The organism is Streptomyces sp. SS1-1 (assembly GCF_008973465.1).
GTDB lineage: Bacteria > Actinomycetota > Actinomycetes > Streptomycetales > Streptomycetaceae > Streptomyces.
This window is the reverse complement of the sequence record NZ_WBXN01000004.1, coordinates 4,737,194-4,763,886: the sequence shown is the minus strand read 5'-3', so window position 1 is coordinate 4,763,886 and position 26,693 is coordinate 4,737,194. Positions and strand designations below refer to the sequence as shown.

23 protein-coding genes are annotated in these 26,693 nt (G+C 71.8%); 6 read left to right on the top strand and 17 right to left on the bottom strand.

The window, feature by feature from the left end:
- Nucleotides 1–13 precede the first annotated feature (13 nt).
- Nucleotides 14–2,965: a UPF0182 family protein gene (locus F8R89_RS23335; protein WP_151785772.1), complete on the bottom strand. Its 2,952-nt coding sequence runs from the start codon at nucleotides 2,963–2,965 to the stop codon at nucleotides 14–16.
- Nucleotides 2,966–3,132: 167 nt separating this feature from the next.
- Between F8R89_RS23335 and F8R89_RS23330 the strand changes: the two genes are divergently transcribed.
- The gene (locus F8R89_RS23330) at nucleotides 3,133–3,675 is read left to right on the top strand and encodes a PPA1309 family protein (protein ID WP_192806202.1); all 543 of its coding nucleotides are present in this window, start codon (nucleotides 3,133–3,135) and stop codon (nucleotides 3,673–3,675) included.
- A gap of 68 nt (nucleotides 3,676–3,743) precedes the next feature.
- Here F8R89_RS23330 and F8R89_RS23325 read toward each other — a convergent pair whose 3' ends face one another.
- The 4 genes from F8R89_RS23325 to F8R89_RS23315 all read right to left on the bottom strand — a co-directional run bounded on the left by F8R89_RS23325 (nucleotide 3,744) and on the right by F8R89_RS23315 (nucleotide 6,939).
- The gene (locus tag F8R89_RS23325) at nucleotides 3,744–4,841 is read right to left on the bottom strand and encodes a PDZ domain-containing protein (protein WP_151785771.1); all 1,098 of its coding nucleotides are present in this window, start codon (nucleotides 4,839–4,841) and stop codon (nucleotides 3,744–3,746) included.
- Between the two features lie 83 nt (nucleotides 4,842–4,924).
- The gene (locus F8R89_RS36265) at nucleotides 4,925–5,089 is read right to left on the bottom strand and encodes a hypothetical protein (protein WP_192806201.1); all 165 of its coding nucleotides are present in this window, start codon (nucleotides 5,087–5,089) and stop codon (nucleotides 4,925–4,927) included.
- A gap of 139 nt (nucleotides 5,090–5,228) precedes the next feature.
- On the bottom strand, nucleotides 5,229–5,690 hold the full coding sequence (locus F8R89_RS23320; RefSeq protein WP_151785770.1) for a molybdenum cofactor biosynthesis protein MoaE: 462 nt from the start codon (nucleotides 5,688–5,690) through the stop codon (nucleotides 5,229–5,231).
- Nucleotides 5,691–5,820: 130 nt separating this feature from the next.
- Nucleotides 5,821–6,939, bottom strand: a complete 1,119-nt coding sequence (locus tag F8R89_RS23315; RefSeq protein WP_151785769.1) for an SDR family oxidoreductase — start codon at nucleotides 6,937–6,939, stop codon at nucleotides 5,821–5,823.
- A 192-nt stretch (nucleotides 6,940–7,131) separates the two neighbouring features.
- Here F8R89_RS23315 and F8R89_RS23310 point away from each other — a divergent pair, with 192 nt between their 5' ends.
- Both F8R89_RS23310 and F8R89_RS23305 read left to right on the top strand, forming a co-directional pair.
- Nucleotides 7,132–8,607, top strand: coding sequence for a zinc-dependent metalloprotease (locus F8R89_RS23310; protein WP_151785768.1), 1,476 nt, complete (start codon nucleotides 7,132–7,134; stop codon nucleotides 8,605–8,607).
- Entirely contained in the window at nucleotides 8,604–9,125 is a 522-nt protein-coding gene (locus F8R89_RS23305; protein WP_151785767.1) for an NUDIX hydrolase, read from the top strand. Before F8R89_RS23310 ends, F8R89_RS23305 begins: the two co-directional genes overlap by 4 nt.
- Nucleotides 9,126–9,191: 66 nt before the next feature.
- Here F8R89_RS23305 and F8R89_RS23300 read toward each other — a convergent pair whose 3' ends face one another.
- From F8R89_RS23300 to F8R89_RS23285, 4 genes are all read right to left on the bottom strand, one after another.
- Nucleotides 9,192–9,947, bottom strand: a complete 756-nt coding sequence (locus tag F8R89_RS23300) for an AIM24 family protein (RefSeq protein ID WP_151785766.1) — start codon at nucleotides 9,945–9,947, stop codon at nucleotides 9,192–9,194.
- A gap of 18 nt (nucleotides 9,948–9,965) precedes the next feature.
- Nucleotides 9,966–10,646, bottom strand: a complete 681-nt coding sequence (locus F8R89_RS23295) for an AIM24 family protein (RefSeq protein ID WP_151785765.1) — start codon at nucleotides 10,644–10,646, stop codon at nucleotides 9,966–9,968.
- A 13-nt stretch (nucleotides 10,647–10,659) separates the two neighbouring features.
- Nucleotides 10,660–12,375 (bottom strand): TerD family protein, encoded by a 1,716-nt coding sequence (locus F8R89_RS23290; RefSeq protein WP_151785764.1) that lies wholly within the window; start codon nucleotides 12,373–12,375, stop codon nucleotides 10,660–10,662.
- A gap of 148 nt (nucleotides 12,376–12,523) precedes the next feature.
- Nucleotides 12,524–13,120 carry a M48 family metallopeptidase gene (locus tag F8R89_RS23285; protein WP_151785763.1) on the bottom strand — a complete coding sequence of 199 codons (597 nt, stop codon included), beginning with the start codon at nucleotides 13,118–13,120 and terminating at the stop codon, nucleotides 12,524–12,526.
- A gap of 426 nt (nucleotides 13,121–13,546) precedes the next feature.
- Between F8R89_RS23285 and F8R89_RS23280 the strand changes: the two genes are divergently transcribed.
- On the top strand, nucleotides 13,547–14,701 hold the full coding sequence (locus tag F8R89_RS23280) for a TOMM precursor leader peptide-binding protein (protein WP_151788256.1): 1,155 nt from the start codon (nucleotides 13,547–13,549) through the stop codon (nucleotides 14,699–14,701).
- Nucleotides 14,694–16,088, top strand: a complete 1,395-nt coding sequence (locus F8R89_RS23275; protein WP_151785762.1) for an ABC1 kinase family protein — start codon at nucleotides 14,694–14,696, stop codon at nucleotides 16,086–16,088. The genes F8R89_RS23280 and F8R89_RS23275 overlap by 8 nt, the downstream gene beginning before the upstream one ends.
- 10 nt (nucleotides 16,089–16,098) lie before the next feature.
- On the opposite strand, the gene F8R89_RS23270 is transcribed toward F8R89_RS23275, so the two are convergent.
- The 5 genes from F8R89_RS23270 to F8R89_RS23250 form a co-directional block, all read right to left on the bottom strand.
- Nucleotides 16,099–16,308 (bottom strand): hypothetical protein, encoded by a 210-nt coding sequence (locus F8R89_RS23270; RefSeq protein ID WP_151785761.1) that lies wholly within the window; start codon nucleotides 16,306–16,308, stop codon nucleotides 16,099–16,101.
- A 131-nt stretch (nucleotides 16,309–16,439) separates the two neighbouring features.
- Complete coding sequence (locus F8R89_RS23265; protein WP_151785760.1) at nucleotides 16,440–16,763, bottom strand: hypothetical protein; 324 nt, start codon at nucleotides 16,761–16,763, stop codon at nucleotides 16,440–16,442.
- Entirely contained in the window at nucleotides 16,760–17,128 is a 369-nt protein-coding gene (locus F8R89_RS23260; protein ID WP_062668745.1) for a WhiB family transcriptional regulator, read from the bottom strand. Before F8R89_RS23260 ends, F8R89_RS23265 begins: the two co-directional genes overlap by 4 nt.
- Before the next feature lie 176 nt (nucleotides 17,129–17,304).
- On the bottom strand, nucleotides 17,305–17,631 hold the full coding sequence (locus F8R89_RS23255; RefSeq protein ID WP_151785759.1) for a hypothetical protein: 327 nt from the start codon (nucleotides 17,629–17,631) through the stop codon (nucleotides 17,305–17,307).
- A 165-nt stretch (nucleotides 17,632–17,796) separates the two neighbouring features.
- Nucleotides 17,797–20,091, bottom strand: coding sequence for an ATP-dependent DNA helicase UvrD2 (locus F8R89_RS23250; RefSeq protein WP_151788255.1), 2,295 nt, complete (start codon nucleotides 20,089–20,091; stop codon nucleotides 17,797–17,799).
- A gap of 99 nt (nucleotides 20,092–20,190) precedes the next feature.
- Between F8R89_RS23250 and F8R89_RS23245 the strand changes: the two genes are divergently transcribed.
- Nucleotides 20,191–20,433 carry a mycoredoxin gene (locus F8R89_RS23245; protein ID WP_151785758.1) on the top strand — a complete coding sequence of 81 codons (243 nt, stop codon included), beginning with the start codon at nucleotides 20,191–20,193 and terminating at the stop codon, nucleotides 20,431–20,433.
- Nucleotides 20,434–20,522: 89 nt separating this feature from the next.
- On the opposite strand, the gene nudC is transcribed toward F8R89_RS23245, so the two are convergent.
- The 3 genes from nudC to F8R89_RS23230 form a co-directional block, all read right to left on the bottom strand.
- Nucleotides 20,523–21,464, bottom strand: coding sequence for an NAD(+) diphosphatase (gene nudC / locus F8R89_RS23240; RefSeq protein WP_151785757.1), 942 nt, complete (start codon nucleotides 21,462–21,464; stop codon nucleotides 20,523–20,525).
- Between the two features lie 153 nt (nucleotides 21,465–21,617).
- Complete coding sequence (locus tag F8R89_RS23235; RefSeq protein ID WP_151785756.1) at nucleotides 21,618–23,021, bottom strand: dipeptidase; 1,404 nt, start codon at nucleotides 23,019–23,021, stop codon at nucleotides 21,618–21,620.
- Between the two features lie 10 nt (nucleotides 23,022–23,031).
- Complete coding sequence (locus F8R89_RS23230; RefSeq protein WP_192806199.1) at nucleotides 23,032–26,637, bottom strand: ATP-dependent DNA helicase; 3,606 nt, start codon at nucleotides 26,635–26,637, stop codon at nucleotides 23,032–23,034.
- Nucleotides 26,638–26,693 lie beyond the last annotated feature (56 nt).

Genomic DNA, 26,693 nt, shown 5'->3' with positions numbered 1-26,693 from the left:
CAGCTGAGCGTCCCTAGGTGCCGGTGGGACTGCTGCTCGGCTCGGGACTCTTGCTCGGCTTGGCGCTCGCGCCGCCGTCGCCGGCACCGCTCGCGCCCTTGTCCGCGGCGTCCTGGGCGTCCTCGGCCCGCCGCAGCGCGTCCTGCAGGTCCTTCTGCGCCTTGCCGTACGCCTCCCAGTCACCCTTCTTCAGGGCTTCCTGGCCGGCGTCGAACGCCTTCTGGGCGTCGTTCAGCGCGTTCTGGACCGTCGGGTCGCTGGACTTCGGCGGCGGGGTCGTACCGCCGTCGTCGCCCTTGTCCGGCGGCTCGGTGGTCGGGCCCTCGGCTCCGAAGATCTTGTTCAGCGCCTCGTCGAGGGTGTCCTCGAACGCGGTGGCGCCGCCGTAGGACACCAGCACCTTGCGCAGCAGCGGGTACTTCAGCCCGCCACCCCGGACGTAGACCGGCTCGACGTAGAGCAGTCCGCCGTCCAGGGGCACCGCCAGCAGGTTGCCGTACTCGACCTCCGAGTCGCCGCCTCTCAGCAGCCTGATCGTCTCGGCGATGTTCTGCTCGGAGTTGAACTGGCTCTGCACCTGACTGGGGCCGTTTACCGTGGTGTTGGTCGGCAGTTTCAGAATTCTGATCTTGCCGTAGTCACCGGTCCCCGCCTCGGCGTCGACGGCCATGAACGCGCTGAGGTTGTCCCTGCCGTTGGGCGTGAACGTCGTCGTCAGCGAGAACGCCTGCGCCTGCTGGTCGGGCATCTTCATGCTCAGGTAGTACGGCGGCACCGCGCTGCCCGACTTGTTCGTCGGGTCGTCCGGCACCTGCCAGACCTCGCTGCCGCTGAGGAACGTCGTCGCGTCCTTCACGTGGTAGCGGGTGAGCAGTTCACGCTGGACCTTGAACAGGTCCTGCGGGTAGCGCAGATGGGCCATCAGCCCGCTGGAGATCTCGCTCTTGGCCTTCACCGTGCCGGGGAACGCCTTCATCCAGGTCTTCAGGACGGGGTCCTTGGTGTCCCACTGGAAGAGCTTGACCTCGCCGGTGTAGGCGTCGACCGTCGCCTTCACCGAGTTGCGGATGTAGTTGACCTGGTTCTGCTGGGCCACCACCGCGCGGTTGTCGTTGGTGGCGGTCAGCGAGTCGGCCGTGGTGTCGCCCAGGGTCGTACGCGAGGAGTACGGGTAGCCGTTCGTCGTCGTGTACGCGTCGACGATCCACTGGATCCGTCCGTCCACGACCGCCGGGTAGGCGTCGCCGTCGATGGTCAGCCACGGGGCGACCGCCTCGACGCGCTCCTTGGGCGTGCGGTTGTACAGGATGCGCGAGCCCTCGCCGATCGCACCCGAGTACAGGATCTGCGGCTCGCCGAACGCCACGGCGTACGCGGCCCGGTTGACCGGGTTGGAGAGGCTGACCCCGCTGTCGCCCTTGTAGCTGTAGGTCTTCTCACCGCTGTCGTCGGAGTAGTCGATCTCCTTCTGGGGACCGCCGACGATCGAGTACATCGTGGTCTTCTCGCCGTAGTAGACCCGCTGCTCGTACGTGCCCAGGTCGCCCTTGGACGGCAGGTCGGACTCGGTGAACTCCGGACGGCCCTGGGAGTCGGCGCTGGTGCCCTCGGCGGCGACGGCGCCGTAGCCGTGGGTGTACCGGAAGTGGTCGTTGATCCAGTTGCGCTTCGGGATGCCGTTGAGGTTGATCTCGCGCAGACCGATGACCGTGTCCTGGTCCTTGCCGTCCTTGCTGTACCGGTCGACGTCCAGGTTGGTCGGGAACGCGTAGTAGTTCCTGATCTGCTGAAGCTGCTGGAACGTCGGCGAGACGATGTTCGGGTCCATGATCCGGATGCTCGCCGTGGGGCCCACGTCGTCGCGCAGCTTGGTCTTGTCCTCGGTCTGGCTGGTGCCCGGGTACTCGGTCACCTTCGTGCCGTCGATGCCGTAGGCCTCGCGCGTCGCCTTCAGGTTCTTCTCGACGTACGGCGCTTCCTTGGCCTGCTCGTTCGGCTGGACCTGGAACTTCTGCACGATCGCCGGGTACAGGCCGCCGATGAGGATCGCGGACAGCACCATCAGGCCGAAGCCGATCACCGGCAGCTGCCAGGTGCGCCGCCACAGCGTGGCGAAGAACAGCAGGGCGCAGATGACGGCGATGCAGAACAGGATCGTCTTCGCCGGCAGATAGGCGTTGGCGTCGACGTACCGCAGGCCGGTCCAGTTGTCGGTGGCCTTGAAGTCACTCGACTTGACGGCCAGGCCGTACCGGTCGAGCCAGTAGGCGACGGCCTTCAGCGTGACGAAGATGCCGAGGAGGACCGACAGGTGCCCGGTGGCGGCGGCCGTGGCGCGCGCGCCGGGGCTCGTGATGCGCAGCCCGCCGTACAGGTAGTGGGTGAGCGCGGCGGCGATCACGGAGAGGATCACGGCGGCGAAGCCGAAGCCGAGCAGGAACCGGTACCAGGGCAGGTCGAAGGCGTAGAAGCCGACGTCGAGGTGGAACTGGGGGTCCTTCTCGCCGAAGGGCACGCCGTTGACCCACATCAGCCAGGTCCGCCACTGGCTGGAGGCGGAGGCGCCGGCGATCAGGCCGACGAGCGCCGTGATGGCGATCAGCAGCCACTTCTTGTAGGGCGCGATGCCCATGCGGTACCGGTCGAGGTTCTGCTGCTCCATCGACATCGCGCTCAGCGGCGGACGCAGCCGGTGGGCCAGCCAGATGTTGAAGCCGACCGCGAGGGCCATCAGCAGGCCGAAGACGAAGAACAGCCCGATCTTCGTCCAGAGCGTCGTCGTGAACACGGACGAGTAGTTGACCGACCGGTACCAGAGCCAGTCCGTCCAGAACCCCGCGAACATGGTGAAGGCCATGCCGAGGACGGCGAGGACGCCCAGTGTCATGAGCAGGGTCCGGACCCGCCGGGACGGGCGGCCCACTCTCATCCGTGGCCCGGTCGGGCCTCCGCCGCGGTCCGGCATCTGGAAAGCCAAGGTTTCGCACCCCGAAGTTCGCTGTTGGTCTGGGTCAGGCCCGCGTCTTCGTGGACCCTCTGTGGCCCCCCGTGATCGCGGGCCCACACCTATGCAACTTACTCACCCTTTACTCGGTTCCCGATTCCGGCCGGGAACGAGGCAGGATTGTGACCATGTCCAACACTCCCATGGCAGCCAACCCGCTGACCCGGGCCGTTCTCGAGATCGACGAGTACGCCTCCGGACTCGGCTGGGACCAGCCCGCCCGCCTCTTCGCCCTCGTCGACACCGCACGGCTGCGAGCCCAGGAACCCGGCCTCGCCGCCCAGCTCGGCCTGGGGGACGAGCAGGAGTCCACCGGCCTGACCCCGATCGAGCAGGACGAACTTCCAACGGGCCGGCAGCTCGACGAGTTCCTGGGCACGATCGCCTGGCCCGACGCCGTGACCGGCTGCGCGCTCACCGTGGAGCGCCTGATGCTGCCCCCGTCCGCCGAGGCGCAGGTGCCGCAGGGCCTCAGCGACACCGAGCTGACCCGCTGGGTGGCGGAGCACCCCGACCGCCAGGAGGTCCGTATGACCGTGGCGGTGCTGCGCGACGGCAGCCGTGAGTCGGCGCTGCGGCTGCGAGAGAAGGACGCTCCGACGGAGGTCCTGACCGGCTCCGAGCTGGTGCCCGGCCTGGCGCAGGCGCTGGCGGCGACGTTCGAGGACTGAGGACCTCGGGTACGACGGCGGGGGCGCCCCTCGGGTGAGGGGCGCCCCGTGTCGTGTGCCGGGCGGGGTCAGCTCCCGGTGGTGCACTTCGGCAGGGCGGCGGTGTCGCCGGAGCGGATGTCCTTCAGGGCGCCGAGCGCGTCGTCGATGGTGTCGACCTTGACCAGGGTGAGCCCGTCGGGGACGTCCCGGGCGGCGGTGGCGCAGTTGTCGGCGGGGGTGAGGAAGAACTGGGCGCCCTTGTCGCGCGCGCCCACGGTCTTCATCTCGATACCGCCGATGGGCCCGACCTTGCCGTCGTCGTCGATGGTGCCGGTGCCGGCGACGAACTTCCCGCCGGTGAGGCTGCCCGGCGTGAGCTTGTCGTAGAGGCCGAGGGCGAACATCAGGCCCGCGCTCGGGCCGCCGACGTCGGCGAGCTTGATGTCGATGTCGAACGGGAAGGTGTGGTCGGTCCCGGCGGAGATCCCGACGATGGCGCGCTTGGCGCCGCTGTCGTCGGACTCGGCTGTGGTGATCGTCACCTTCTCGGTGCCCTGCGGCGCCCGGTGCTCCTTCTCCGCGGCGGCCTGCTCCTTGGCGGGCACGATCGTGAAGACGACCTCCTGGCCGGGCTTGTGCTTCGTCACCAGCTCGGCCACGTCCCCGGGCTTCTTGACGGCGGTGCCGTCGACGGCCTTGATGACGTCACCGGCGTGCAGCTTGCCCTCGGCCGGGCTGCCCTTGACGACGGTCGAGACGATCACCCAGCTCTTCACCGGGATGTCCAGCGCCTCCAGGGCCGCGACCTTCGCGCTCTCCTGGGACTGGCTGAACTCCTCGGCGTTCTCCTGGGTGGACTCCTCCTCCGTCTTGCCGTCCGGGTAGAGGGTGTCGTGCGGCACGACCTTGTTGTCGTGCGCGAGCCAGCCGTAGACGGCCTCGACGAGGTTCATCCGGTAGTCGGCGCTCGTGACCCGGACGGTGGTCATGTTGAGGTGGCCGGTCGTCGGATACGTCTTGCGCCCGGAGATCTGCAGCACCGGCTCGCCGTCGTGCTCCCCCAGGGTGTTGACCGTGGGGCCCGGGGACATCTCGGCGTACGGCACGCGGATGAAGACTCCCGCGCACAGGAGCGCGATCAGCATCAGGGTGGAGGCGAGCATCGTCGCGGTGCGGCGTGGCATGGCACGACAGTACGTGACAGTGCTGTCAGAGCCCCGTCAGGGCCGGGATCCGGACCGCGCGGGTGCCTCGGGGCGCCGGCGGATCAGGTCCGCGACTGGGGCTTCTCCATGGCCGCGCGGAAGCGCGCGTATCCGTCGAGCTCCGGCCCGTCGCCACGGGTCCTGCGGGTTCTGTTGGCCCAGCTCCCCCACAGCCCCGCGCCGATCGCGGCCCCGAGCGGAATCAGCAACCAGGTGAGCGCCGCCATGCGCGCCTCCCGTCCCCACAGAGCGAACCGCAACTGACTGATCAGCAGATTAACCGCTGGCACTGACAACGCTCATGCCAGGGGTGCGGTTACGCAAGCCGGGTGGGGTGTACGGGTTCCCAGGGGCGTTGCGGCCGGGTCAGCAGGCGCCGACCCACTCCTCGGTGCCGTCGGAGAACTTCTGGTGCTTCCAGATCGGCACCTCGTGCTTGAGGTCGTCGATCAGCTTCCGGCACGCCTCGAACGCCTCGCCGCGGTGGGGGCAGGAGACGGCGACGACGACGGCCAGGTCACCGATCGCGAGGTCGCCGACGCGGTGCACGGCGGCGAGCGCCCGCACCGGGAACTCGGCGACGACCTTCTCGGCGATCCGCCGCATCTCCGCCTCGGCGCTGGGATGGCAGGAGTACGAGAGCGCGTCCACGTCGGCGCCCCCGTCGTGGTCGCGCACGGTGCCCACGAACAGCGCGGTCCCTCCGGCGGCGTCGTCCCCGACGGCCTGGAAGACCTCGTCCACGGAGAGGGCCGTCTCACGGATGCCGATGAGCTTGACCGGGTCCTGAGCGCCCTGCTCACCGGGGTGATCACTGGTAGGTGCCATGCCCCCATCGTGCCCCACGCGCGCGAGGGCGGGGAATAGCGTCATCGCCCGGCACACGCGTGGGGGGCTTTGGAGCCTCCTACAGGCTGCGGAGCCTCCTGCAGACGACACGCGCGGGCGGGGCGGCCCGTCAGATCCGGCGGCGGGCCTTGCGGGCCCTGCGGACCACCGCCGCCGCGCCCAGCAGCGCCACCGTCGCGCCCGCGGCACCCGCGGCCGTCGCGTCCTTGCGGCCCAGACGGCGTCCGGCGACCGTGTGGCGTCCGGAGACCTCGTCCAGCAGTTCCGCGAGGACCTCCTCGTTGGTCCACTGCGGCCGCCACCCCGCGTCGTGGAGCCGGCTGCCGCTGACCACCCACGGGTACATCGTGTACGCGAGGTCGCCGGCCGGGGAGGGCGTCAGGCCGATGCGGTGCAGCCGGGCCGCCGCGCCGAGGGCGACCGCGGACGGCAGCTCCATGCGCCGGATCCCGCTCAGCTCCTCGACCTCCTCCTGTTCCAGCCATCCGTCACAGCCGACGGCCAGTTCCCCGTCGACCTTCTCCAGGACGGCGTACTCCAAGGCGCCGCACAGGTCCTCGACGTGGCAGAACTGCCAGGCGGGCCGGGACCCGGCGACCACGAGCAGCCGGGGCGACTCGAAGTACCTGGTCAGGGCGGTGTCGGTGCCGCCGACCAGGACGGCGGGGCGGACGACGGTGACGTTGAGGCCCGGGTGCGCGCGGGGGGCGCGGCGCGCCAGGCGCTCGATCTCCAGCAGGTCGCCGACGCCGGTGGCCTCGGCGGTCGCCCGCAGCTCGGCGTCCTCCGACAGCGGCAGCTCGTTGTCCGGCAGAGCGCCGTAGACCATGGCGGACGTGCACAGCACCACCCGGTGCACTCCGGCGGCCGCGGCGGCCGTCAGGACGGTCTGCGTCCCCCGAACGTTGTAGGCGGTCCGCGCCGCGGGATCCGTCTCCAGATCGAGGTCGAGCGCCAGGTGCACGACGACGTCGGCGCCGCGCAGTTTGTCCGCGATCGCGGGGTCGCGCACGTCCAGGATGTGCCACTGCGCCGCCGCGCACTCGCCTCGCCGCTCGTCGATGGCGATGACCTGCTTGACCTCCTCGGAGGCGGCGAGCCGCTCCGTGAGCAGGGCGCCGACGCCGGACGCGGCACCGGTGACCGCGACGACGGGACCGCGCACACCGCGCGCGGGAGGGGTTGACGGGTTTCGCGCTGCGCGAACCTGCGGATCGGGGGAACTCACCGGGCGTCTCCAGCGGTTGTCTTCAGTACGAGCGTGAGTGACGCGTACGTACCAGGTGGCATCCATCCTGCCGCAGGCCGAGAGTCGGCGAAGCACCGAGGCCCGATCGGTCACAGGTGTCTACGCTGGGTGGTGTTATCGGGCAGTCGTGCCGCCGGCGCCAGCCGGTGGCCTTACCAGCCGAGGAACCCCGTGAGTGACACCCCATTCGGATTCGGCCTTCCGCCGGAGGAGCCGGACGACGGCGACGAGGGCAAGAAGAAGGACCAGGAGAGCGGTGGTGGTCAGGGACCGTCCAACCCGTTCGGCTTCGGGCTGCCCGGTGCCGGAGGCTTTGGCAGCCCGGGCGCCGACAACCCGTTCGCGGCGATGTTCGGTTCGCTGAGCCCCAACGACCTGGGCGCCGCCTTCCAGCAGCTCGGTCAGATGCTCTCCTACGAGGGCGGCCCGGTGAACTGGGACATGGCCAAGCAGATCGCCCGCCAGACGGTCTCCCAGGGCACGGCGGACGGCACCAAGGACGCGAGCGTCGGCCCGGCCGACCGCAGCGCCGTGCAGGAGGCGGTGCGCCTCGCCGACCTCTGGCTCGACGACGCGACGTCCCTGCCGTCGGGCGCGGGCACCGCCGTCGCCTGGAGCCGCGCGGAGTGGGTCGAGGCGACCCTGCCCGCGTGGAAGGAGCTCGTCGACCCGGTCGCCGAGCGGGTCGGCACCGCCATGGGCGACGTCCTGCCGGAGGAGATGCAGGCCATGGCCGGCCCTCTGATCGGCATGATGCGCTCGATGGGCGGCGCCATGTTCGGCACGCAGATCGGGCAGGCCGTGGGCGTGCTCGCGGGCGAGGTCGTCGGCTCCACCGACATCGGCCTGCCGCTCGGCCCGGCCGGCAAGGCCGCGCTCCTCCCGGTCAACATCGAGTCGTTCGGCAAGGACCTCGGTGTGCCGAAGGAGGAGGTGCGGCTCTATCTGGCGCTGCGCGAGGCCGCCCATCAGCGGCTCTTCGCCCATGTGCCCTGGCTGCGCTCCCACCTGTTCGGCGCCGTCGACGGGTACGCGCGCGGGATCAAGGTCGACACCGCCAAGCTGGAGGACGTCGTCGGCCAGTTCGACCCGCAGAACCCCGAGCAGCTGCAGGACGCCCTCCAGCAGGGCATGTTCCAGCCCGAGGACACCCCGGAGCAGAAGGCCGCCCTGGCCCGTCTGGAGACGGCCCTGGCCCTGGTCGAGGGCTGGGTGGACGCCGTGGTGCACGCGGCCGCGAAGCCCCGTCTGTCGTCCGCGGACGCGCTGCGCGAGACGCTGCGCCGCCGCCGCGCCTCGGGCGGTCCGGCCGAGCAGACGTTCGCCACGCTGATCGGGTTGGAGCTGCGGCCGCGCCGGCTGCGCGACGCCTCCCGGCTGTGGGCGTCGCTCACGGACGCGCGCGGTGTCGACGGCCGGGACGCCCTGTGGCACCACCCGGACATGCTGCCGACGGCCAGTGACCTGGACGACCCGGACGGCTTCGTGCACCGCGAGCAGATCGACTTCTCCGAGCTCGACAAGATGCTCGGCGAGGCGGCGAGCGGCGGCGGCTCCACCGGCAAGCCCGACCTGAGCAAGGGCCCCGAGGGCTCCAAGGACTCCGAGGACGGCCAGGACCGGAAGAAGGACGACGACAGCGAGTGAGCCTGTACGACGACGCGGTCCTGGTGCTCAAGGGGTACGAGGACCAGAGCGAGCTGCGCCAGGTCTACCTCGACCATCTCGCGGCGCACCCCGACGGCCTGTGGAAGTCCTGCTCGGACGGGCACCTCACGGCGAGCGCCCTGGTGGTCGACCCGGCCCGCGGGCGGGTGCTGCTGACGCTGCACCGGAAGCTGCGGATGTGGCTGCAGATGGGCGGCCACTGCGAGCCGGGCGACGCGACTCTGGCGGCGGCGGCCCTGCGCGAGGCCGGCGAGGAGTCCGGCGTCAGCGGCCTGACGCTGCTGCCGGGCGGCCCGGTGCGCCTCGACCGGCATCCCATCCCGGCGCCCTGCACCTGGCACTTGGACGTGCAGTACGCCGTCCTCGCGCCCCCGGACGCCGAGCACGCGATCAGCGACGAGTCCCTGGACGTGCGCTGGTTCGGCTACGACGAGGTGGCGGACGTGGCCGACGAGTCCGTCGTACGGCTGCTGCGGGCGGCCCGCGCACGGCTGTGAGCGCGTGAGCGGGAACGGGTGAGGGGCGACCGCCCTCGGTGGTCGCCCCTCACCCGTTCCCGACCGTCAGCTCCAGACGTTGCCCTGGTTCTGGCCGCGGGCCCCGTGCTGGCCCATGCCGTACTGAGCCGCGAGACCCGAGCCGATCTGGGCGTTCTGCGGCGGCAGCAGCTCGCTGGGCTGCACCAGCGCGAAGCCGGTGCCCATGAAGCTGAGCTCCCAGCCCTCACCGGTGCTGCCGCGGCGCCGCCACACCCCGGAGGAGTGCGTCTGCGCCTGCATCTGCACCCGCAGCCCGGTCGACCAGGCCACGATCGCGTCCGCGTCGCAGTTGACGTACTTGTCGGGCGTCACCTGCATCATCAGCGGCATGCCTGAGGTCATCAGGGCGACCTTGCCGCGGCCGGTGATGTTGAGCTGGTACTTCCCCGAACCGGAGATGCCGTAGAGGCTGTCCACGGCGATCACCTCGTGATGCAGCGTGGAGTCCATCGCCAGCACGTAGCTGCTGTCCACGGTCAGTCCGTCCTGGTCGACGTCGACCAGGTGGACGTGCTGCTTGAGGTTGGCGAGGTAGACGATGCCCTGTCCGTGACAGCGCATGAGGTCCAGGCCCTCACCGGTGACGGCACGCGCGCGTGACTGCTGGTTGCCCTGGAACTCGGCGTCGAACTCAACGAGTCCCTGGTAGGCGACCATCGTGCCCTTGCGGGCCAGGACGTCGTCGTGCCCCTCCAGGGTCACGCGGAGCATCTGCTTGTTCTGCAGACTCCAGCGGTCCTGGGTCTGCTGATCGTTGTAGGCGAAAATCGGGCTCTGCATGGCGTTCTCTGCTCCCCCTCAGCCCCGGACCCGGAGGCGGTCGGTACTGTCCTCGCTCGGCTGGACGACGACGATGCCCTGGCCGGAGAAGGCCATCTGGTAGGCCTCGCCGCTGCCCCGTCCGATCAGGGACTGCGCCTTGAAGCTGCGCTTGCCCTTCACCTTGAGGTTCGGCGACCAGGCGACGAGCGCGTCCGGGTCGACGTACGTCTCGTCCTCGCCGCCGCCGCAGTCGACGACGATCGGCTTGCCCCGGGAGGTCAGCGCGACCCAGCCCTGCCCGGAGATCTTGGTGTTCCACAGGCCCTGCCCGGCGAACTTCGCCAGGCCCTTCACCCGCTCGACACCCCACGTCAGATGCGCGTCGAAGGCGAGGAGGTTGGTGGCGTTGACGGAGATGCCGTCGCCGTTGAGGTTGATCACGACGACGTTGGCGCCGTAGTCGGCGAGGTAGAGCAGTCCGTCGCCGGAGCACTTCATCAGGGGCGCGCCCTCACCGGTGAGCCAGTCCTTGGCGATCTGGCGGACGGCGGGCGGGTTGGGCTCGTACTGGACGAAGCCCTCGTAGGCGACCATCGAGCCCACGCGCGCCATGAGGTCGTGCCCGGTCTGCAGGGCGACCTTGACCATGTGGTTGCCGTGGTTCTCCATGCGGGCGGCGACGGGTGCGGGGGCGTAGCCCGCGAGCGGCTGGTTCATGACGGGCTCTCCCTCAGATCTCGTACGGCTGGACGACGACGAAGCTGCCGGGCGCGGCCCGGAACTGGAGGTTCACGCTCTCGCCGGTGTCGCCCGGGTAGGCGTTGCGGCGCATGCGCACCTGGCTGGAGACGACCACCTGCGCGGCGGCCGACCAGGCGACCACGGCGTTGCAGTCGGCGAACGTCGTGGGCGTCACGGGCAGCACCACGGGGGTGCCGTGCGTCTTGACGACGATCGTGCCGGTGCCGGTGAACTGCATCGTGAACAGCGCGCCGCCGGGGATGCCGTGCCCCTCGATCCGGCGGACCTCGTACTGCAGGGACTCGTCGAAGGCGAGGACGTTCTCCGCGGAGACACAGATGCCGTCGCCCTGGAGTTCGATGGGGTGCAGCATCGTGGAGTCCTCGGCGAGGAACACCTGGCCCTGGCCGGTGCAGCGCATCAGCTGCATCTCCTGGCCGGTCGCGTTGCCCACGAGCCGGCCGGCGAATCCGGCGCCCTTGTAGCTGAAGTCGACCTTGCCCTGGTAGAGCACCATGCTGCCCTGCCGGGCCAGCACGGGCTGGCCGCCGACGCCGAGGTCGACGCGGACCATCTTCTTGTTCTGCTGCGTCCAGCGCTGGCCGGTCGGCGTCTCCTTGAACTGCTGGAGCGCGGCGGCGACACCGGGGGCCTGGGGCGCACCCTGCGGGGCGCCGTGCGGGACCTGGCCGGGGATCTGCCCAGGAACCTGTCCGGGCATCTGTCCGGGGACCTGCCCGTAGGGGGGCTGCTGGCCGTATCCCGGGGGCGGGGCCGGCTGGCCGTAGCCGGGCGGCGGGGGCGGTGCCTGCGGTGCCTGCGGCGCGGCGGGCGGGTAGCCGTAGCCGGGGGGCGGCGGCGCGGTGGGCTGGCCGTAGGGCGCGGGTGCCGGGGCGGGCGGCGGCGGGGCGACGCCGGGCGGTGTCATGGGCGCGACGATCGTCGGCTGGGCGTGCACCGACGGGGCCGGGCCGGGCGGCGGAGGCGTGGCGCCCGGCGGGGGCGCGAAGCCCTGGGCGGCCGGAGCCGGCGCGGGCGGGGCCATGGGCTGCGGGGCGGGGGCCGGAGCACCGGCGGGGGCGCCGAAGGCGGGCGGGGCGGCGGCCTGGGCGGGAGGCGCGAAGCTGGGCGCGCCGGCACCGGCCTGAGGCTGCGGCGCGGCCGCGGGCGTCTCCTCCTCGGCCACCTCGCCGCCGAAGTTCTTGAGCAGCGCCTCGAGGCCGCCGTCGAAGCCCTGGCCGACGGCGGCGAACCGCCACACGTCCTTCAGGTAGAAGTCGCCCAGCATCACGGCGCGCTCGGTGGTGAACTCCGAGCCGTTGAAGGCGTACCGGGCCACCTCCTCGCCGCCCGCGACGATGCGGAGGTAGCCGGGGCCGATCTGCGACATCTGACCGGCGCCGTCGATCGTCGCCGTGAAGGACAGCTTCTGGATCTGCGGGGGGATCTTGTCGAGCGTCACCCGGAACGACTCGGTGTCACCGGCCTGCGCGCCGAGGAGCTGGATGCTCTCCTCAGGGGACTTCGGCTGATTGAAGAAGACGAAGTAACGGTCGTCGGAGAGCCGTTCGTCGGCGTCGAGACCGAAGCAGCTGATGTCGAAGGTCAGCCCTGGGCCACCGATCTGCACGCCTACGTACAGATCCGTGCCCGCCGTGAGGTCACTGATCCTGGCCTTGTGGCCGCGTTGGAATTCCCTGGCCATGCGTAACGACCGTCCCCCATCCCGAAGTGAGTGCGTCGCGACAGGCTAACGGCAAACTCGGACATCGGACGAAGCCGGTACAGACCCGGTACACAACTTCCGCGAGGGCGTCGGAGGCCCCTTCCCGGGACGGCGTGGACGGGAGCGGTCACTCGCCCCGGGCGGCGGGGAGGTGGGGCAGACGCTCGGCGGCGACGACCCCTTCGAGATAGCCCCTGGCCCGTTCGGTGCGCGGATACGCCTCCAGCAGCCGCCAGAAGCGCGGCCCGTGACCGGGGACGAGGAGATGCGCGAGCTCGTGCAGGAGGACGTAGTCCACGACGTACTCGGGCATGCCCTGCAGCCGGTGGGAAAGCCGGATGCTGCCCTCGGCCGGGGTGCACGAACCCCAGCGGGTGTTCTGGTTGGTGACCCAGCGGACCGAGTCCGGCCGGGCCCGTCCGTCCAGATACTGCTCCGACAACCGGGCCGCGCGCGCGGACAGTTCGGCGTCGCCGAGGACCTTCTTGCTCTCCTGGGCGGCCAGCTTGTCGAGCATGACGCGCACCCAGCGCTGCTCCTCCGCCTCGGACATCCGGGCGGGGATGAGCACGATGGTGCGATCGCCCTCGCGGTACGCCGACACCGTCCGGCGACGCCGGGCGCTCCTGCGGACCTCGATCGCGTTCGCCCCCGAGCCGCTCACGGGCGGGCTGGTCGTACTGCGCTGTGGCGTTCCGGCGCGGTGCAGTGGGTCGGCGGACACGCCCCGACGTTACCCGTTGCGCCTGGGGGAAGTCCCGACTCCGGGACGGTTCGATTCCGATCCCTCACCCGGCGTCTGATTTGTACGACGAATATCCACTGCCTGTGGACAACTTTCCGCACCGATCGCCGCGCCGGGGCATGCTGACTGCCGTCGGGAAGCCACGACCGGGCCTCCCGACGGCAGACGGGGACGCATCACGACGACGGCTACGGGGGCCTGTTCATGCACGCTGCAGCTTCGACCGAGACCTGTTTCGGCACCGGCATCGACACCGATGCGGCGATTTCGGCTGATTCGCCCGGTGGTTCGGCGGAGACGGAGGTGACGGCGGACCGGGAGACCGGGGCGGAGCTTCCACGGGCGCCTCTGCTGAAGCCCGCGTTGAGGCGCGGCTGGCGGGACCTCGGCACGGTGCAATTCGGGATGACTCCGGCGCACGCGCTGACGCTGGGGCCGATGGACACCGCGACGGGCAGTTTCCTCGACCTGCTGAACGGCACCCGGGGACCGGAGCTGCTGCGCGAGGAGGGGCGGCGGATGGATCTCCCCGACGGCCATGTCGACGGACTGCTGCGACGGCTCGCGCACGCCGGTCTGCTCGACGACGCCCGGGGCGGCGGGCCCGGGGGCGACTGGCTGCGGCGCAGAAAGGCGGTCCTGGACCGGCTGCGTCCCGACCTGGCGTCGCTGTCCCTGACCACGTCCGAGCCGGGCGAGGCGATCGGCCGGCTCGCAGCCCGCCGCTCCGCGCGCGTGCAGGTGCGGGGCGCGGGCCGGGTGGGCTCGGTGCTGGCCTCGCTGCTGGCGGCGGCCGGGGTCGGCGAGGTGGACGTGCGCGACATCGGGCGAGTCGAGCCGTGGGACGTGACGCCGGGCGGGCTGCCCGCGGAGACGGTCGGCGACCGCCGGGACGACGCCGCCCGCCGGGTCGCGCGCCGGCACGCGCCGCACCGACCGCCGCGCCGCGACGCCCGCTCCCCTCGCGGGCAGGACGCCCACGGCCACTCGCTGGTGATCATCGCCCCGCGCGACGACGTCGGTGTGCACGCCCCGTCCCCGTCCGCGGCGGAACCGCTGATCGACTCCGGTACGCCCCATCTGTACGTCGGCGTAATCGAGGGCACCGGCGTGGTCGGTCCTCTCGTCCTGCCCGGCGAGACGGCCTGCGCCGGATGCCTCGAAGCGGACCGCACGGACCGGGACCCGGTCTGGCCCCGCCTGGTGACCCAGTGGCGGTCGGGCCGGGGGCGGGCCCGGCCGGTGCCGCCCTGTGACGTCGCACTCGCGACGACCGTCGCCGGACTGGCCGCCGCGCACGCGCTGGCCTTCCTCGACGGCCGGATCCCGTCGACGGCGGGCGCACGCTGGGAGGTGTCACTACCCGGTCTGACCTGGCACGCCCGCCCGGTGTGGGCGCATCGTGCCTGCCCATGCGGTGCGGCGGACAAAGGTGAGGAGGAACACCCCTCCGCCGAGGAGGGGTCGCACGAGACAATGGCGGAGGAACGGCCGTCGAAGAAGCCACGCCGCGAGGCGGACACCGCACGGCCGGCTCGGATCTGGAGGGCGCATGTCTGATCTTCCGCGCAAGGCGGTCACCCGCACCGCCAAGCTCGCCGCGCTGCCGCTCGGCTTCGCCGGGCGCGCGACCTGGGGACTCGGCAAGCGGATCGTCGGCGAGTCCGCGGAGATCGTCGGCCGCGAACTGCAGCAGCGGACCGCCGAGCAGCTGTTCAAGGTCCTCGGCGAGCTCAAGGGCGGCGCCATGAAGTTCGGGCAGGCCCTGTCCGTCTTCGAGTCGGCCCTGCCGGAGGAGGTCGCCGGGCCGTACCGGGCGGCCCTCACCAAGCTCCAGGAGGCCGCGCCCCCGATGCCGACCCGCACCGTGCACGCGGTACTGACGGACCGGCTCGGCGAGGACTGGCACGACCTGTTCCTGGAGTTCGAGGACAAGCCGGCCGCCGCCGCGTCGATCGGCCAGGTCCACCGGGGCGTGTGGCACGACGGCCGGGAGGTCGCGGTCAAGGTGCAGTACCCCGGAGCCGGGGAGGCCCTGCTGTCCGACCTGAACCAGCTGAGCCGGTTCGCCCGGCTGCTGGGCCCCCTGATCCCGGGCATGGACATCAAGCCCCTGATCGCGGAGCTGAAGGACCGCGTCTCCGAAGAGCTGGACTACGGTCTGGAGGCGCAGGCACAGCAGGCGCACGCGGAGGAGTTCGCGGACGACCCGGACGTCGTCGTGCCGGAGGTCGTCCACCAGAGCGACGAGGTGCTGATCACGGAGTGGATCGACGGGGTGCCGCTCGCGGAGGTGATCTCCGACGGCACCGAGGAGCAGCGCGACCGCGCCGGTCAGCTCCTGGCCCGGTTCCTCTTCTCCGGCCCGGCCCGCACCGGCCTGCTGCACGCCGACCCCCACCCGGGGAACTTCCGTCTGCTGCCGGGCGGCCCGGAGGGCGAGGACGACTGGCGGCTGGGCGTGCTGGACTTCGGCACCGTCGACCGGCTCCCGGGTGGCCTGCCGACGCCGATCGGGGAGTCCCTGCGGATGACGCTGGACGGTGACGCGGACGCGGTCTACGAGATGCTGTGCGCCGAGGGCTTCGTCAAGGAGACGATCGACCTGGAGCCCGACGCCGTCATGGACTACCTGCTGCCGATCATCGAACCGGCCCAGGTCGAGGAGTTCACCTTCACCCGCGGCTGGATGCGCAGTCAGGCGGCCCGGGTGGCCGACCCCCGCTCCCCCGCCTACCAGCTGGGCAAGCGACTCAACCTGCCCCCCGCCTATCTCCTCATCCACCGGGTGACGCTGAGCACCATCGGCGTGCTGTGCCAGCTGGGCGCGACGGTCCGGCTCCGCCAGGAACTGGAGGAGTGGCTGCCGGGGTTCGCACCGGAAGACCTGACGGACGAAGAGGACTCGGCGGCGGAGGACTCGGCGGCGGAGGCGGCGGAGGCCTGAGCGGCCGGGGCTACCACCAGGCGGAGTCGAGCCGGCCCTCGATCGCGCGAAGGTTCTCTCGCGAGCAGGTGTCGCAGAAGTGGACCCGGACGCCGTTCTCCACGGAGCAGGTCCAGGTGGGTCGCGGTTCCTCGCTACGGGCGCCGCAGCGGGCGCACACCATCGGCTCAGGTCCGGCGTCGGAGCCGCGGTCTCCGTCGCCGCGGGGAGGACTCGTCACCCACCCGACGATAACGCCGGCGCCTGCCGGGTGCCCGGACAACGCACGGCGGGGGCCGCTCCGTTCGTGACGGATCGGCCCCCGCGGGAGTCGGTGCCCTGCCGGTGGGGAGACCCACCGGCCGGCGGCGATTACTGCATGACCGCCATGGCCAGCGCGCGGCGGGCGCGCAGCGAGGCGCGCTCGGCCCGGCGCTGCATCCGGCGAGCGGTCACCAGGCGGACGGCCTGTCGCTCCTGCTGCGCCTGGTGCTGGAGGTCGTGCATATGCGCACGTGCCAGGGCTTCTTGGATGAGTTGCATCTCTCGGTTCCTGTTCTGGCGCGCGGTGGTGGCGCCACTGTTGGTGAAGTCTTCAGGCGCGGTGCCTGCGGTCTCGTCGGTGGACGGCTTCATCGGGGCCTGCTTCTGGGGGTCGTGCGTGAGGGGGCGGTCGATCGTTCCGGTGATGTTCATGCCGTGACCGGGTTCTTGCGCGGGCGGCCACGCGGCCGCTTCCGGGCGACGACGACACCCTGGACGAACAGCTCGCCACCCCAGACGCCCCAGGGCTCACGCCGCTCCTTGGCGCCGGCGAGGCAGGCCTCCATCAGCGGGCAGGTGCGGCAGAGGGACTTGGCGTACTCGACGTCCGCCGGCGACTCGGCGAAGAAGACCTCCGGGTCGTAGGAGCGGCAGGGGACGGGCACGCCGAGGTTCTCGATGGCGTCGTCGAGCGCGGTGAGCGCGGTGAGGGGGATCAAGGTCGGGTCCTCCGTGGAGCCAGGCTTGGGAATCACGTCTGAAGGCGGTACGGACGGGGCGTGCGCTTCGAGTTGCACGGTTCGTCTTCCTCGTCTGTTCGTTCCGGTCCTGTTGGACCGGTTGGCGGCTGGTACCGGGTCTTGCCTGTCCCGAGGCCCCTTCGCTCTGTCGTCCCCTGTGAGAGGACAAACAGAAGGGCCGCGGATCCCGGATGGGGTTCCGCGGCCCTGAAGGCGCCGGCCTGATCAGGCGATCAGGCTGGATCACTCCAGGGTTCTGGCCCACGGAAGGCCCACATCTGGTGGTGCTGCGTCGTCTGCTTCCGGAATCCGGCACCGGTCGCCGTAAAGGCATAGGCCTTCGCCTGTGCCACTACTGCCGCTTCCAGTGCCTTGGTCGGTCGCTCATTGCGCTCGCGGACGGGAAGGCCCGCGAGGGACACGGCGGACGCCGGACGACCGGCACGAATGCCGGACAGACCGGTGCCCAGGTCCGAGGCGCCGAGCATGCACAGGGAGGCGACGACCGAGCGATCGGTCATTTTGGCGGTGCTGATGGAGCTGGCGTTGATGCTGATCACTGGACTCGCCTCCTCTCGGCGTCTCGGGGGACTGGTGTGAACCAGTCCTGCGGGTATGCAAGTACATCACGGATCAGGGGCCTCCGAGAAGGCCTCCGTTCGCGTGGTTAAGAACCTATGGGGATCGCTGGGGCATGCGCAAACTATTTTTGCGACGAGTTCTCCTCAGCCCCCGATCTCGCTCTCCCCGACCTCCTGACCTGCACATATGGCCAGAACATCGGTTCCGTAGCGGTCGAGCTTCCGTTTGAGGAGACCTGGAATACGGGCCAACTCATCCGGACTGCTCGGCTCCGCCTCGGCGATCGCCATCAGGGTCCGGTCCGTGAAGACGCAGAAGTCGGGCTGGCCGCTGCGCCGCGCCTGGTCCGCCCGCCAGTCGCGCAGCCGCTCGTACAAGCCCTCGTTCATGTCGGAGGGGCAGCTCTCGCAGCGCATCAGCTTCATCTCACCGGCGTCGATGAGGGTGCGCCCGCATACCCGGCAGCGGGCCGGGCTGCGCTGCCTGCGTCTCGGGGCGTCCTCACGCCGGCCGGTGTACCCGCGCGTGTAGCCCCGCTCGACGCCGGCGGCACCGCCCCCGGCCGCCGACCGGCCCGCGACGCCCCCGGATCCGGGACGCAACCCGTCCAGGAATCGGCTGGGCCGGCGGTTGGGACGGCCGCCCGGTGCGCGGGTCAGCGCCCAGGAGAGATGGAGGTGGCGCCGGGCGCGGGTGACGCCCACGTACAGCAGGCGCCGCTCCTCCTCGACCTGCTCGTCGGTCTTGGCGTAGGAGATCGGCATCATCCCCTCGGCGACACCGACCAGGAAGACGGCGTCCCACTCCAGGCCCTTCGCCGAGTGCAGCGAGGCGAGGGTGACGCCCTGGACGGTAGGGGCGTGCTGGGCGTTCGCCCGCTCGTCGAGCTCGGCGACCAGGTCGGCGAGGGTGGCGCCGGGCTTGGCCTTGGCGAAGTCCTGCGCGAGGTGGACGAGGGCGGCCAGCGACTCCCAGCGCTCTCTGACGGCACCCGAGCCGGCCGGGGGCTCGGACGTCCAGCCCTCCCCCGACAGCACGGCACGCACCTGCGAGGGCAGGCCCACGGCGTCGTCCAGGAGCGAGTCGTTGCCGCCGAAGCGGGCCGCGCCGCGCAGGGCGACGATCGCCTTGCGCACCTCGGGCCGGTCGAAGAACCGCTCGGCGCCGCGCAGCTGGTAGGGGATGCCCGCGTCGGCGAGGGCCTGCTCATAGGTCTCGGACTGGGAGTTCGTCCGGAACAGGACGGCGATCTCGGCGGCCGGGACACCGGCGTCCATCAGGTCGCGGATGCGCCGGGCGGCGCCCTCGGCCTCGGCCGGTTCGTCGGTGTACTCGGTGTAGACGGGCTCGGGGCCGGGGTCGCGCTGGGAGACCAGTTCCAGCCGGTGGTCGGCGGCGCGGCCGCGGGCCTGGGAGAGCAGACCGTTGGCGAGACGGACGACCTGCGGGGTGGAGCGGTAGTCGCGGACCAGCTTGACGACGGTGGCGCCGGGGTGACGGGTACGGAAGTCGAGCAGATGGTCCGGGGTGGCGCCGGTGAACGAGTAAATCGTCTGGCTGGCGTCCCCCACCACGCAGAGGCTGTCGCGGTCGCCGAGCCACAGCTCCAGCAGGCGCTGCTGGAGGGGGCTGACGTCCTGGTACTCGTCGACCACGAAGTGCTGGTACTGGGAACGCACCTGCTCGGCGATGTCCTGGCGGTCCTGGAGGACGGCGACCGTGAGCAGCAGGACGTCCTCGAAGTCGATGACGGCGCGGTCCCGCTTGAGGTCCTCGTAGACGGTGTAGAGCTGGGCGATCTCCGCCGGGTCGCGGGGGGCCTCCCGGCCGGCCTTGGCGGCGGCGAGCGCGTAGTCGGCGGGGACGGTCTGGGTGACCTTGGACCACTCGATCTCGGCGGTGACGTCCCGCAGCTCGTTGCGGTCGAGGCGGATGCGGCAAGCGGCAGCCGCGTCGGCGACGAGCTGGATCTTGCGGTCGACGAGCCGCGGCATGGAGCCACCGACGGCTTTCGGCCAGAAGTACTGCAGCTGCCGCAGCGCGGCCGAGTGGAATGTGCGGGCCTGGACGCCGGCGGCGCCGAGCTGGCGCAGCCGCCCGCGCATCTCCCCCGCGGCGCGGGCGGTGAAGGTGACGGCGAGGACGCCGGCGGGCGGGAGGATGCCGGCGCGCACCCCGTAGGCGATGCGGTGGGTGATGGCCCGGGTCTTGCCGGTACCGGCTCCCGCGAGCACGCACACCGGACCGTGCAGGGCGGTCGCCACCTCGCGCTGCTCGGGGTCGAGCCCTTCGAGCACCGCGTCGGGGGAGTCCGGTACCTGCGGGAAGAGGGTGGAGTGCGTTGCTGCTGTCACACGTTCATGCTGCCAGGTCGCCGGAGACGGCCGCGCCGGTTGTCCACAGGCGGGCAGGGATAGTCGTACGAATGCGGCAGGCATCACGTGCCCGGCATACCCCGGGTGGGAATGGAGCGCCGCCGCCGTACGTTCCCCCACCGGACGACCTGATCCCCGAGCCATCCGAGGAGCGCGCGAGACATGCAGGGCACTGTGACGATGTACAGCACCACCTGGTGCGGCTACTGCCAGCGGCTGAAGAAGCAGCTGGACCGCGAGGGCATCGCGTACACCGAGATCAACATCGAGCAGGACCCCGAGTCCGCCGCGTTCGTCGAGAAGGCCAATGGCGGAAATCAGACTGTGCCGACCATGCTGTTCGCGGACGGTTCGACGCTGACGAACCCGTCGCTGGCGCAGGTGAAGCAGAAGATCGCCGTCTGAGACACCCCTCAGCCAGAGCTGCGAAGAGGGTGGCGGCCCCTGACCGGGCCGCCACCCTCTTCGTCTGCGTCCGTGCGCTTCCGCGCGGGTCAGACGCCGCGCGTCGGCAGCTGCTTGCCGTACCAGAGCTCGATCAGCCGGGCCGCGATCGAGATGCCGTAGGGCGGCAGGACCTCGCCCGACTCGAAGGCCGCGCGCAGGTCGTCCCGGGAGAACCAGCGGGCCTCGTGGATCTCGTCGCCGTCGACCTGGATGTCGAAGGAGGTGGCACGGGCCATGAAGCCGAGCATGAGGCTGGACGGGAAGGGCCAGGGCTGGCTGGCCACGTACTCGACCTCGCCGACGGTGATGCCGGCCTCCTCGAAGACCTCGCGCCGCACGGCCTGCTCGATGGACTCCCCCGGCTCGACGAAGCCCGCGAGCGTGGAGAAGCGGCCCTCGGGCCAGTGCACCTGGCGGCCGAGGAGGATGCGGTCCTCCTCGTCGGTGACGGCCATGATCACGGCTGGGTCGGTGCGCGGGTAGTGCTCGGCGCCGCAGGCGGGGCAGCGGCGGATGTGCCCGGCGGCGGCGATGACGGTGCGCTCCCCGCAGCGGGAGCAGAAGCGGTGGGTGCGCTGCCAGTTCTCCAGGCCGACGGCGTGCACCATCAGGCCCGCGTCGCGCGGCGACAGCAGCAGTCCGGCCTCGCGCAGGCCCGCCGGTCGCGCGGACTGGTCGATACGGCCGGGCAGGGCGTCCTTCTGCAGGGCGAAGTAGCTGACGCCGTCCTCGTCGATGCCGAGGAAGTAGCGGTGCGCCTCGGTGAGGGGTGCCTCGAACGAGGGGGTCATGACGAGTTCGGTACGTCCGTCCGGTGCCTCGTCGATCAGGACCTGGCCTCCGGAGACCACGAAGCAGCGGGTCGTGGGGTGACTCCACGCCGCCGCGAGCCAGGCCTCGTCGAGCCGGTGGTGGGCGGCGCGGTCGATGCCGCTCGGGGCGGTGAGCGAGACGGGTCGGTCGGCGGTGTGGTCGGTCGAGGTGGTCACGGGTGCTTCCAACTCCCCCAGTGGAACGGTGTGCTTCGGCGGGTGGATCGGCGGGACGTGGGACAGGAGGTGACCGGGGGCGGCAGCGCGCGGCGCTGTGAGGCGGCGTCTCCAGTGTGCCGCGCGCGAGGCCGCTCCAGGTGGGGCGGTGCGTCAGGGCGCATGACGCCAGTGCGCGGCGAGGTCGCCCCAGAGGTGGGCGGTGGTCTCGACGCCCTTGAGGAGCAGGTCGAGCTCGACCTTCTCGTTCGGGGCGTGCCAGCCGTCGGAAGGGACGGAGATGCCGAGGAAGAGGACGGGCGCGCCGAGCACGTCCTGAAGGTCGGCGGCAGGCCCGGAGCCGCCCTCACGTGTGAAGCGGACGGGCTTCTCGAAGGCGCGGCCCATGGCGCGGACCACGGACTGGAGCGCCGGGTGGTCGAGCGGCGTCAGGCACGGGCGGGTGGCCCCGCTGAAGGTGATCTCGCAGCGGATCCCCGCGGGCACCTGCTCGGCTGCCCACGCGCGGACGGCCTTCTCGATGTGGTCCGGGTCCTGTCCGGCGACCAGCCGGAAGGACAGCTTCACCATGGCGGACGACGGGATGATCGTCTTGCTGCCGGGGCCCTGGTAGCCCCCGCCGATCCCGTTGACCTCGGCGGTGGGGCGGGCCCAGACGCGTTCGAGCGTGGTGTGGCCGGCCTCGCCGTGGGTGGCGTGCGATCTGGCGGTGCGCAGCCATCGCGCCTCGTCGAACGGCAGCTCGGCGAAGAGTTCGCGCTCGCGGTCGGTGAGCTCGACGACCCCGTCGTAGAAGCCGGGGATCGCCACGCGCGCGTGGTCGTCGTGGAGGGCGGCGACCAGGCGGGCGACGGTGGTCGCCGGGTTCGGGACGGCGCCGCCGAACGAGCCGGAGTGGATGTCCTGGTCGGGGCCGTACAGGCGGATCTCGCACTCGGCGAGGCCGCGCATGCCCGTGCACACGGTGGGGGTGTCCTCGGCCCACATGCCTGTGTCGGAGACGATCACGGCGTCGGCGGCGAGCCGGTCGGCGCGCTCCTCGGCCAGGGCACGGAAGTGCGGGGAGCCGGACTCCTCCTCGCCCTCGATCAGCAGCTTGAGGTTGACGGCGGGGGCGGTACGCCCGGTCGTGGCGAGGTGGGCCCGGACGCCGAGTGTGTGGAAGAACACCTGGCCCTTGTCGTCGGCGGCCCCGCGCGCGTACAGCCGTCCGTCGCGGACGACGGGCTCGAAGGGCTCGCTGTCCCAGCCGTCCTCGCGGGCGGCGGGCTGCACGTCGTGGTGCCCGTAGACGAGGACCGTCGGCGCCTCGGGGTCGCCGGAGGGCCAGTGCGCGAAGACGGCGGGCGCGCCGGGCGTGGGCCAGACCTCGACCGTCGGGAAGCCGGTCTCCAGCAGCTTGGCGGCGAGCCAGTCGGCGCTGCGGCGGACGTCGGGCGCGTGTGCGGGCTGAGCCGAGACGGACGGGATGCGCAGCCATTCCGCGAGATCGTCGAGGAAGGCGGTGCTGTGCTGTTCGATGTACGTACGGACAGCGTCGTCCGGGGTCTGGCTCATACTCCCGAGCCTATCGGCCTGAGCCGACATCCTGATTGGGCGGTTCCTCACACTCCGTCTCCCCGGCGGGCTCGCCGGTGAGCAGGCGTTCCAGCGCCGAGCGGTCCGGCAGGCCGTCCGGGCGTACGACCTCGCCGCTGCGGACGTACAGGAAGACGGCGTCGACCGACTCCAGCGGGACGCCCTGCTGCTCGGCCCAGGCGAGCCGGTACAGGGCGAGCTGGAGGGGGTCGGCGGTGCGGGCGCGGTTGGTCTTCCAGTCGACGATCTCGTACGTCACCCCGTCGCCCTCGCCGTTGCGGTACAGGGCGTCGATACGACCGCGCACGACCCGGCCGGCGATCGCGAGCTGGAACGGGGCCTCCACCCGGTACGGCGTGCGGTGCGCGTACTCCGTGCGCTCGAAGGCCTCTTTGAGGGCCTCCAGGTCGCGTTCGTCGGCGATCTCCGCCTCGCTGCCGGGCAGCTCGTCGGGCTCCAGCATCGGCAGCGTCAACTCTTCGAAGCGGGCTTCCACCCATGCGTGGAACCGGGTGCCTCGGCGTGCGGCGGGTTGTGGGGGGCGCGGCATGGGGCGCGCGAGTTCCTGCGCGAACCCGTCGGGGTCGGCGGCCAGCCGCATCAGCTGGGACGCGGTCAGGGACGCGGGCAGTGGTACGTCCGTGACGCTCGCGCGGGCGCGCAGCAGCTCGCCGGTGAGGGCGTCGAGATCACGGTCCCAGGAGGCGAGGGTGCGGGCCTCCTCCGGGGTGAGGTGGTCGGCGTCCGGCGTGCGGGTGCGCGGTGGCGCCGCCTGGTGCGGGATGGACGGGCGCGCGGGGGGCTCCGGGTCGCGGGGGCGTCCGTGGTCGGCGGTCGGGTCGAGGGCGGTCTCGTCGGGGGTTCGCTCGTGCGGGACGGCGTCCTCGCGCGGGGTGTCGTCGTAGAGGGCGTCGTCGTAGGCGTCGTCCTCGAAAGGCGCCTCGTCGAGGGGGGCGTCGTCCCAGAGGCCGGATGCGCCGGGGGCGTCGTCCTCGCGACCGTACGCGGGGTCGTCGTCCTCGTCCGGCGGGGGCGGCCAGTCGGGGTCGTCGTAGGTGTCGGGGTCGTGCGTCGCGACGGGGTCGTCCTGGGACGCCAGCCGCTCCAGGTGCGCGAGGACCGTCTCGGCGGCCGCGCGGCGCCGGGCCAGGGCGGTCTCGTCCAGGGGCAGGGGCCAGGCGTGCTCGGCGCCCTCCCGGAGCAGGGCCGGGTTCTCCGCGCCGTCGGCCGGTTCGTCGGCCCACACCTCGATCTCGCCGTGCCCGGCCGCGCAGTGGTCGTGGAGGGCCAGCAGGAAGTCGGAGGGCCCGCGCGGCTTCTTCTGGCTGGGACCCCACCAGTGGCCGGAGCCGAGGAGCAGCGAGCGGGGCCGGGTGAAGGTGACGTAGCCGAGGCGCAGCTCCTCGGTGTGCTGGTGCTCCTTCATGGCCTCGTGGAACGCCTTGAGGCCCCGGGAGTCCCAGGAGCCGACGTCGGGGAGCGTGTCGGCGTCGCCCCGCAGCTCGTGCGGGAGGACCTTGCCCTGCGCGGTCCACTTCTCGCGGCCCTGGGTGCTGGGGAAGGTGCCGGTGACCAGGCCGGGGACGGCGACGACGTCCCACTCCAGGCCCTTGGACTTGTGCGCGGTGAGCACCTTGACGGTGTTGTCGCCGCCCGGCAGGGCGTTGTCGAGGCCCTTCTCGTACTGGGCGGCGGTGCGCAGGAAGGCCAGGAAGGCGAGCAGGGAGGCCTCGTGGTCGCCGGCCGCGAAGGAGGCGGCGATGTCGAGGAAGTTGGACAGGGTCTCGCGGCGCCGGGCGGCCAGCGCGTGCGGGGAGGCCGACAGCTCGACCTCGAGGCCGGTGACGGCGAGGACGCGGTGCAGGACGTCCATGAGCGGGTCGGACAGGGAGCGGCGCAGGTCGCGCAGCTCGGCGGCCAGGCGGGCGAAGCGCACGCGCGCGTCCGGCGAGAACGGCAGCCCGTCGTCGTCCCCGGCACCGTCCAGGGGCGTCTCCAGGAAGGTGTCGAGGGCGTCCGCGAGGGAGATCACCTCGGCCGGGTCGATGCCCTCGACGGCCTCGGCGAGACGGCGGTCGGGGTCGTCGTCGCCGTCCACGCGCGCGTGGGAGACCAGCAGGCGGGCGCGCCGGCCCAGCAGGGCGAGGTCGCGTGGGCCGATGCGCCAGCGCGGGCCGGTGAGCAGCCGGACCAGGGAGGCGTTGGCGCCGGGGTCCTGGAGGACCTCGCAGACGGCGACCAGGTCGGCGATCTCGGGCAGGTGGAGCAGGCCGGACAGGCCGACCACCTCGACGGGGACGTCCCGCGCGACGAGCGCTGCCTGGATCTCCGCGAAGTCGGTCGCCGTACGGCACAGGACGGCGATCTCGCCGGGCGCCTTGCCGGTGTTCACCAGGTGGGCGATGGAGTCGGCGATCCAGTCGAGCTCCTCGGCGTGGGTGGCGAGGAGGGCGCAGCGCACGATGCCGTCGCGCTCGGCTCCGGGGGCGGGGCGCAGGGCCTCCACGCCCGCGTGGAGGGCGCGCAGGGGCTTTGCGAGGCCGTTGGCGAGGTCGAGGAGGCGGCCGCCGCTGCGGCGGTTCTCGCTGAGGGCCTGGCGGGTGGCGGGGCGGCCGTCGGCGTGGGCGAAGTGCTCGGGGAAGTCGTCGAGGTTGGCGACGGAGGCGCCGCGCCAGCCGTAGATCGCCTGGCAGGGGTCGCCCACGGCGGTCACCGGGTGGCCGGTGCCGTCGCCGAACAGTCCGGCGAGGAGGACGCGCTGGGCGACGGACGTGTCCTGGTACTCGTCGAGGAGGACGACCCGGAACTCGTCGCGCAGGACGCGGCCGACCTCGGGCATCTGTGCCAGGCGCGCGGACAGGGCGATCTGGTCGCCGAAGTCGAGCAGGTCCCGTTCGCGTTTGGCGGCGCGGTAGCGGACGACGAGGTCGGCGAGTTCGCGGCGCGCGGCGGCGGCCTCGGGGACCTTGCGCAGATCGCCGTTGCTGAGTTTGACGCCCTGGAGGGTGAGCAGCAACTGGGCGTCGTGGGCGCGCAGCGCCTCGGGGCGCACGAGGTGCTCGGAGAGTTCGGCGTCGAGGGCGAGCAGGTCGCTGACGAGGTCGGCGAAGGAGCGGGTGAGGGCCGGGTAGGGGCCGGGTGCCTCGCGCAGCACGCGCGCGGCGAGCTGGTAGCGGGTGGCGTCCGCGAGCAGCCGGGACGTCGGTTCGAGGCCGATGCGCAGGCCGTGGTCGGTCAGCAGGCGGCCCGCGAACGCGTGGTACGTGGAGATCACCGGTTCGCCCGGCGGGCGGTCCGGGTCGATGGCGTCGGGGTCGGTGACCCCGGCCCGGACGAGGGCCTTGCGGACGCGTTCGGCGAGCTCGCCGGCCGCCTTGTTGGTGAAGGTCAGGCCGAGGACCTGCTCCGGCGCGACCTGGCCGGTGCCGACCAGCCACACCACGCGGGCCGCCATGACCGTCGTCTTGCCCGATCCGGCGCCGGCCACGATCACCTGCGGGGCGGGCGGCGCGGTGATGCAGGCCGTCTGCTCCGGGGTGAACGGGATGCCGAGGAGCTCTTTGAGCTGCTCGGGGTCGGTGATACGGGCGGGCACCTGAGGAAGGCTAGCGGCGGCCACTGACAGCGCGTGCCGGATCGGTCCTTCGGGGC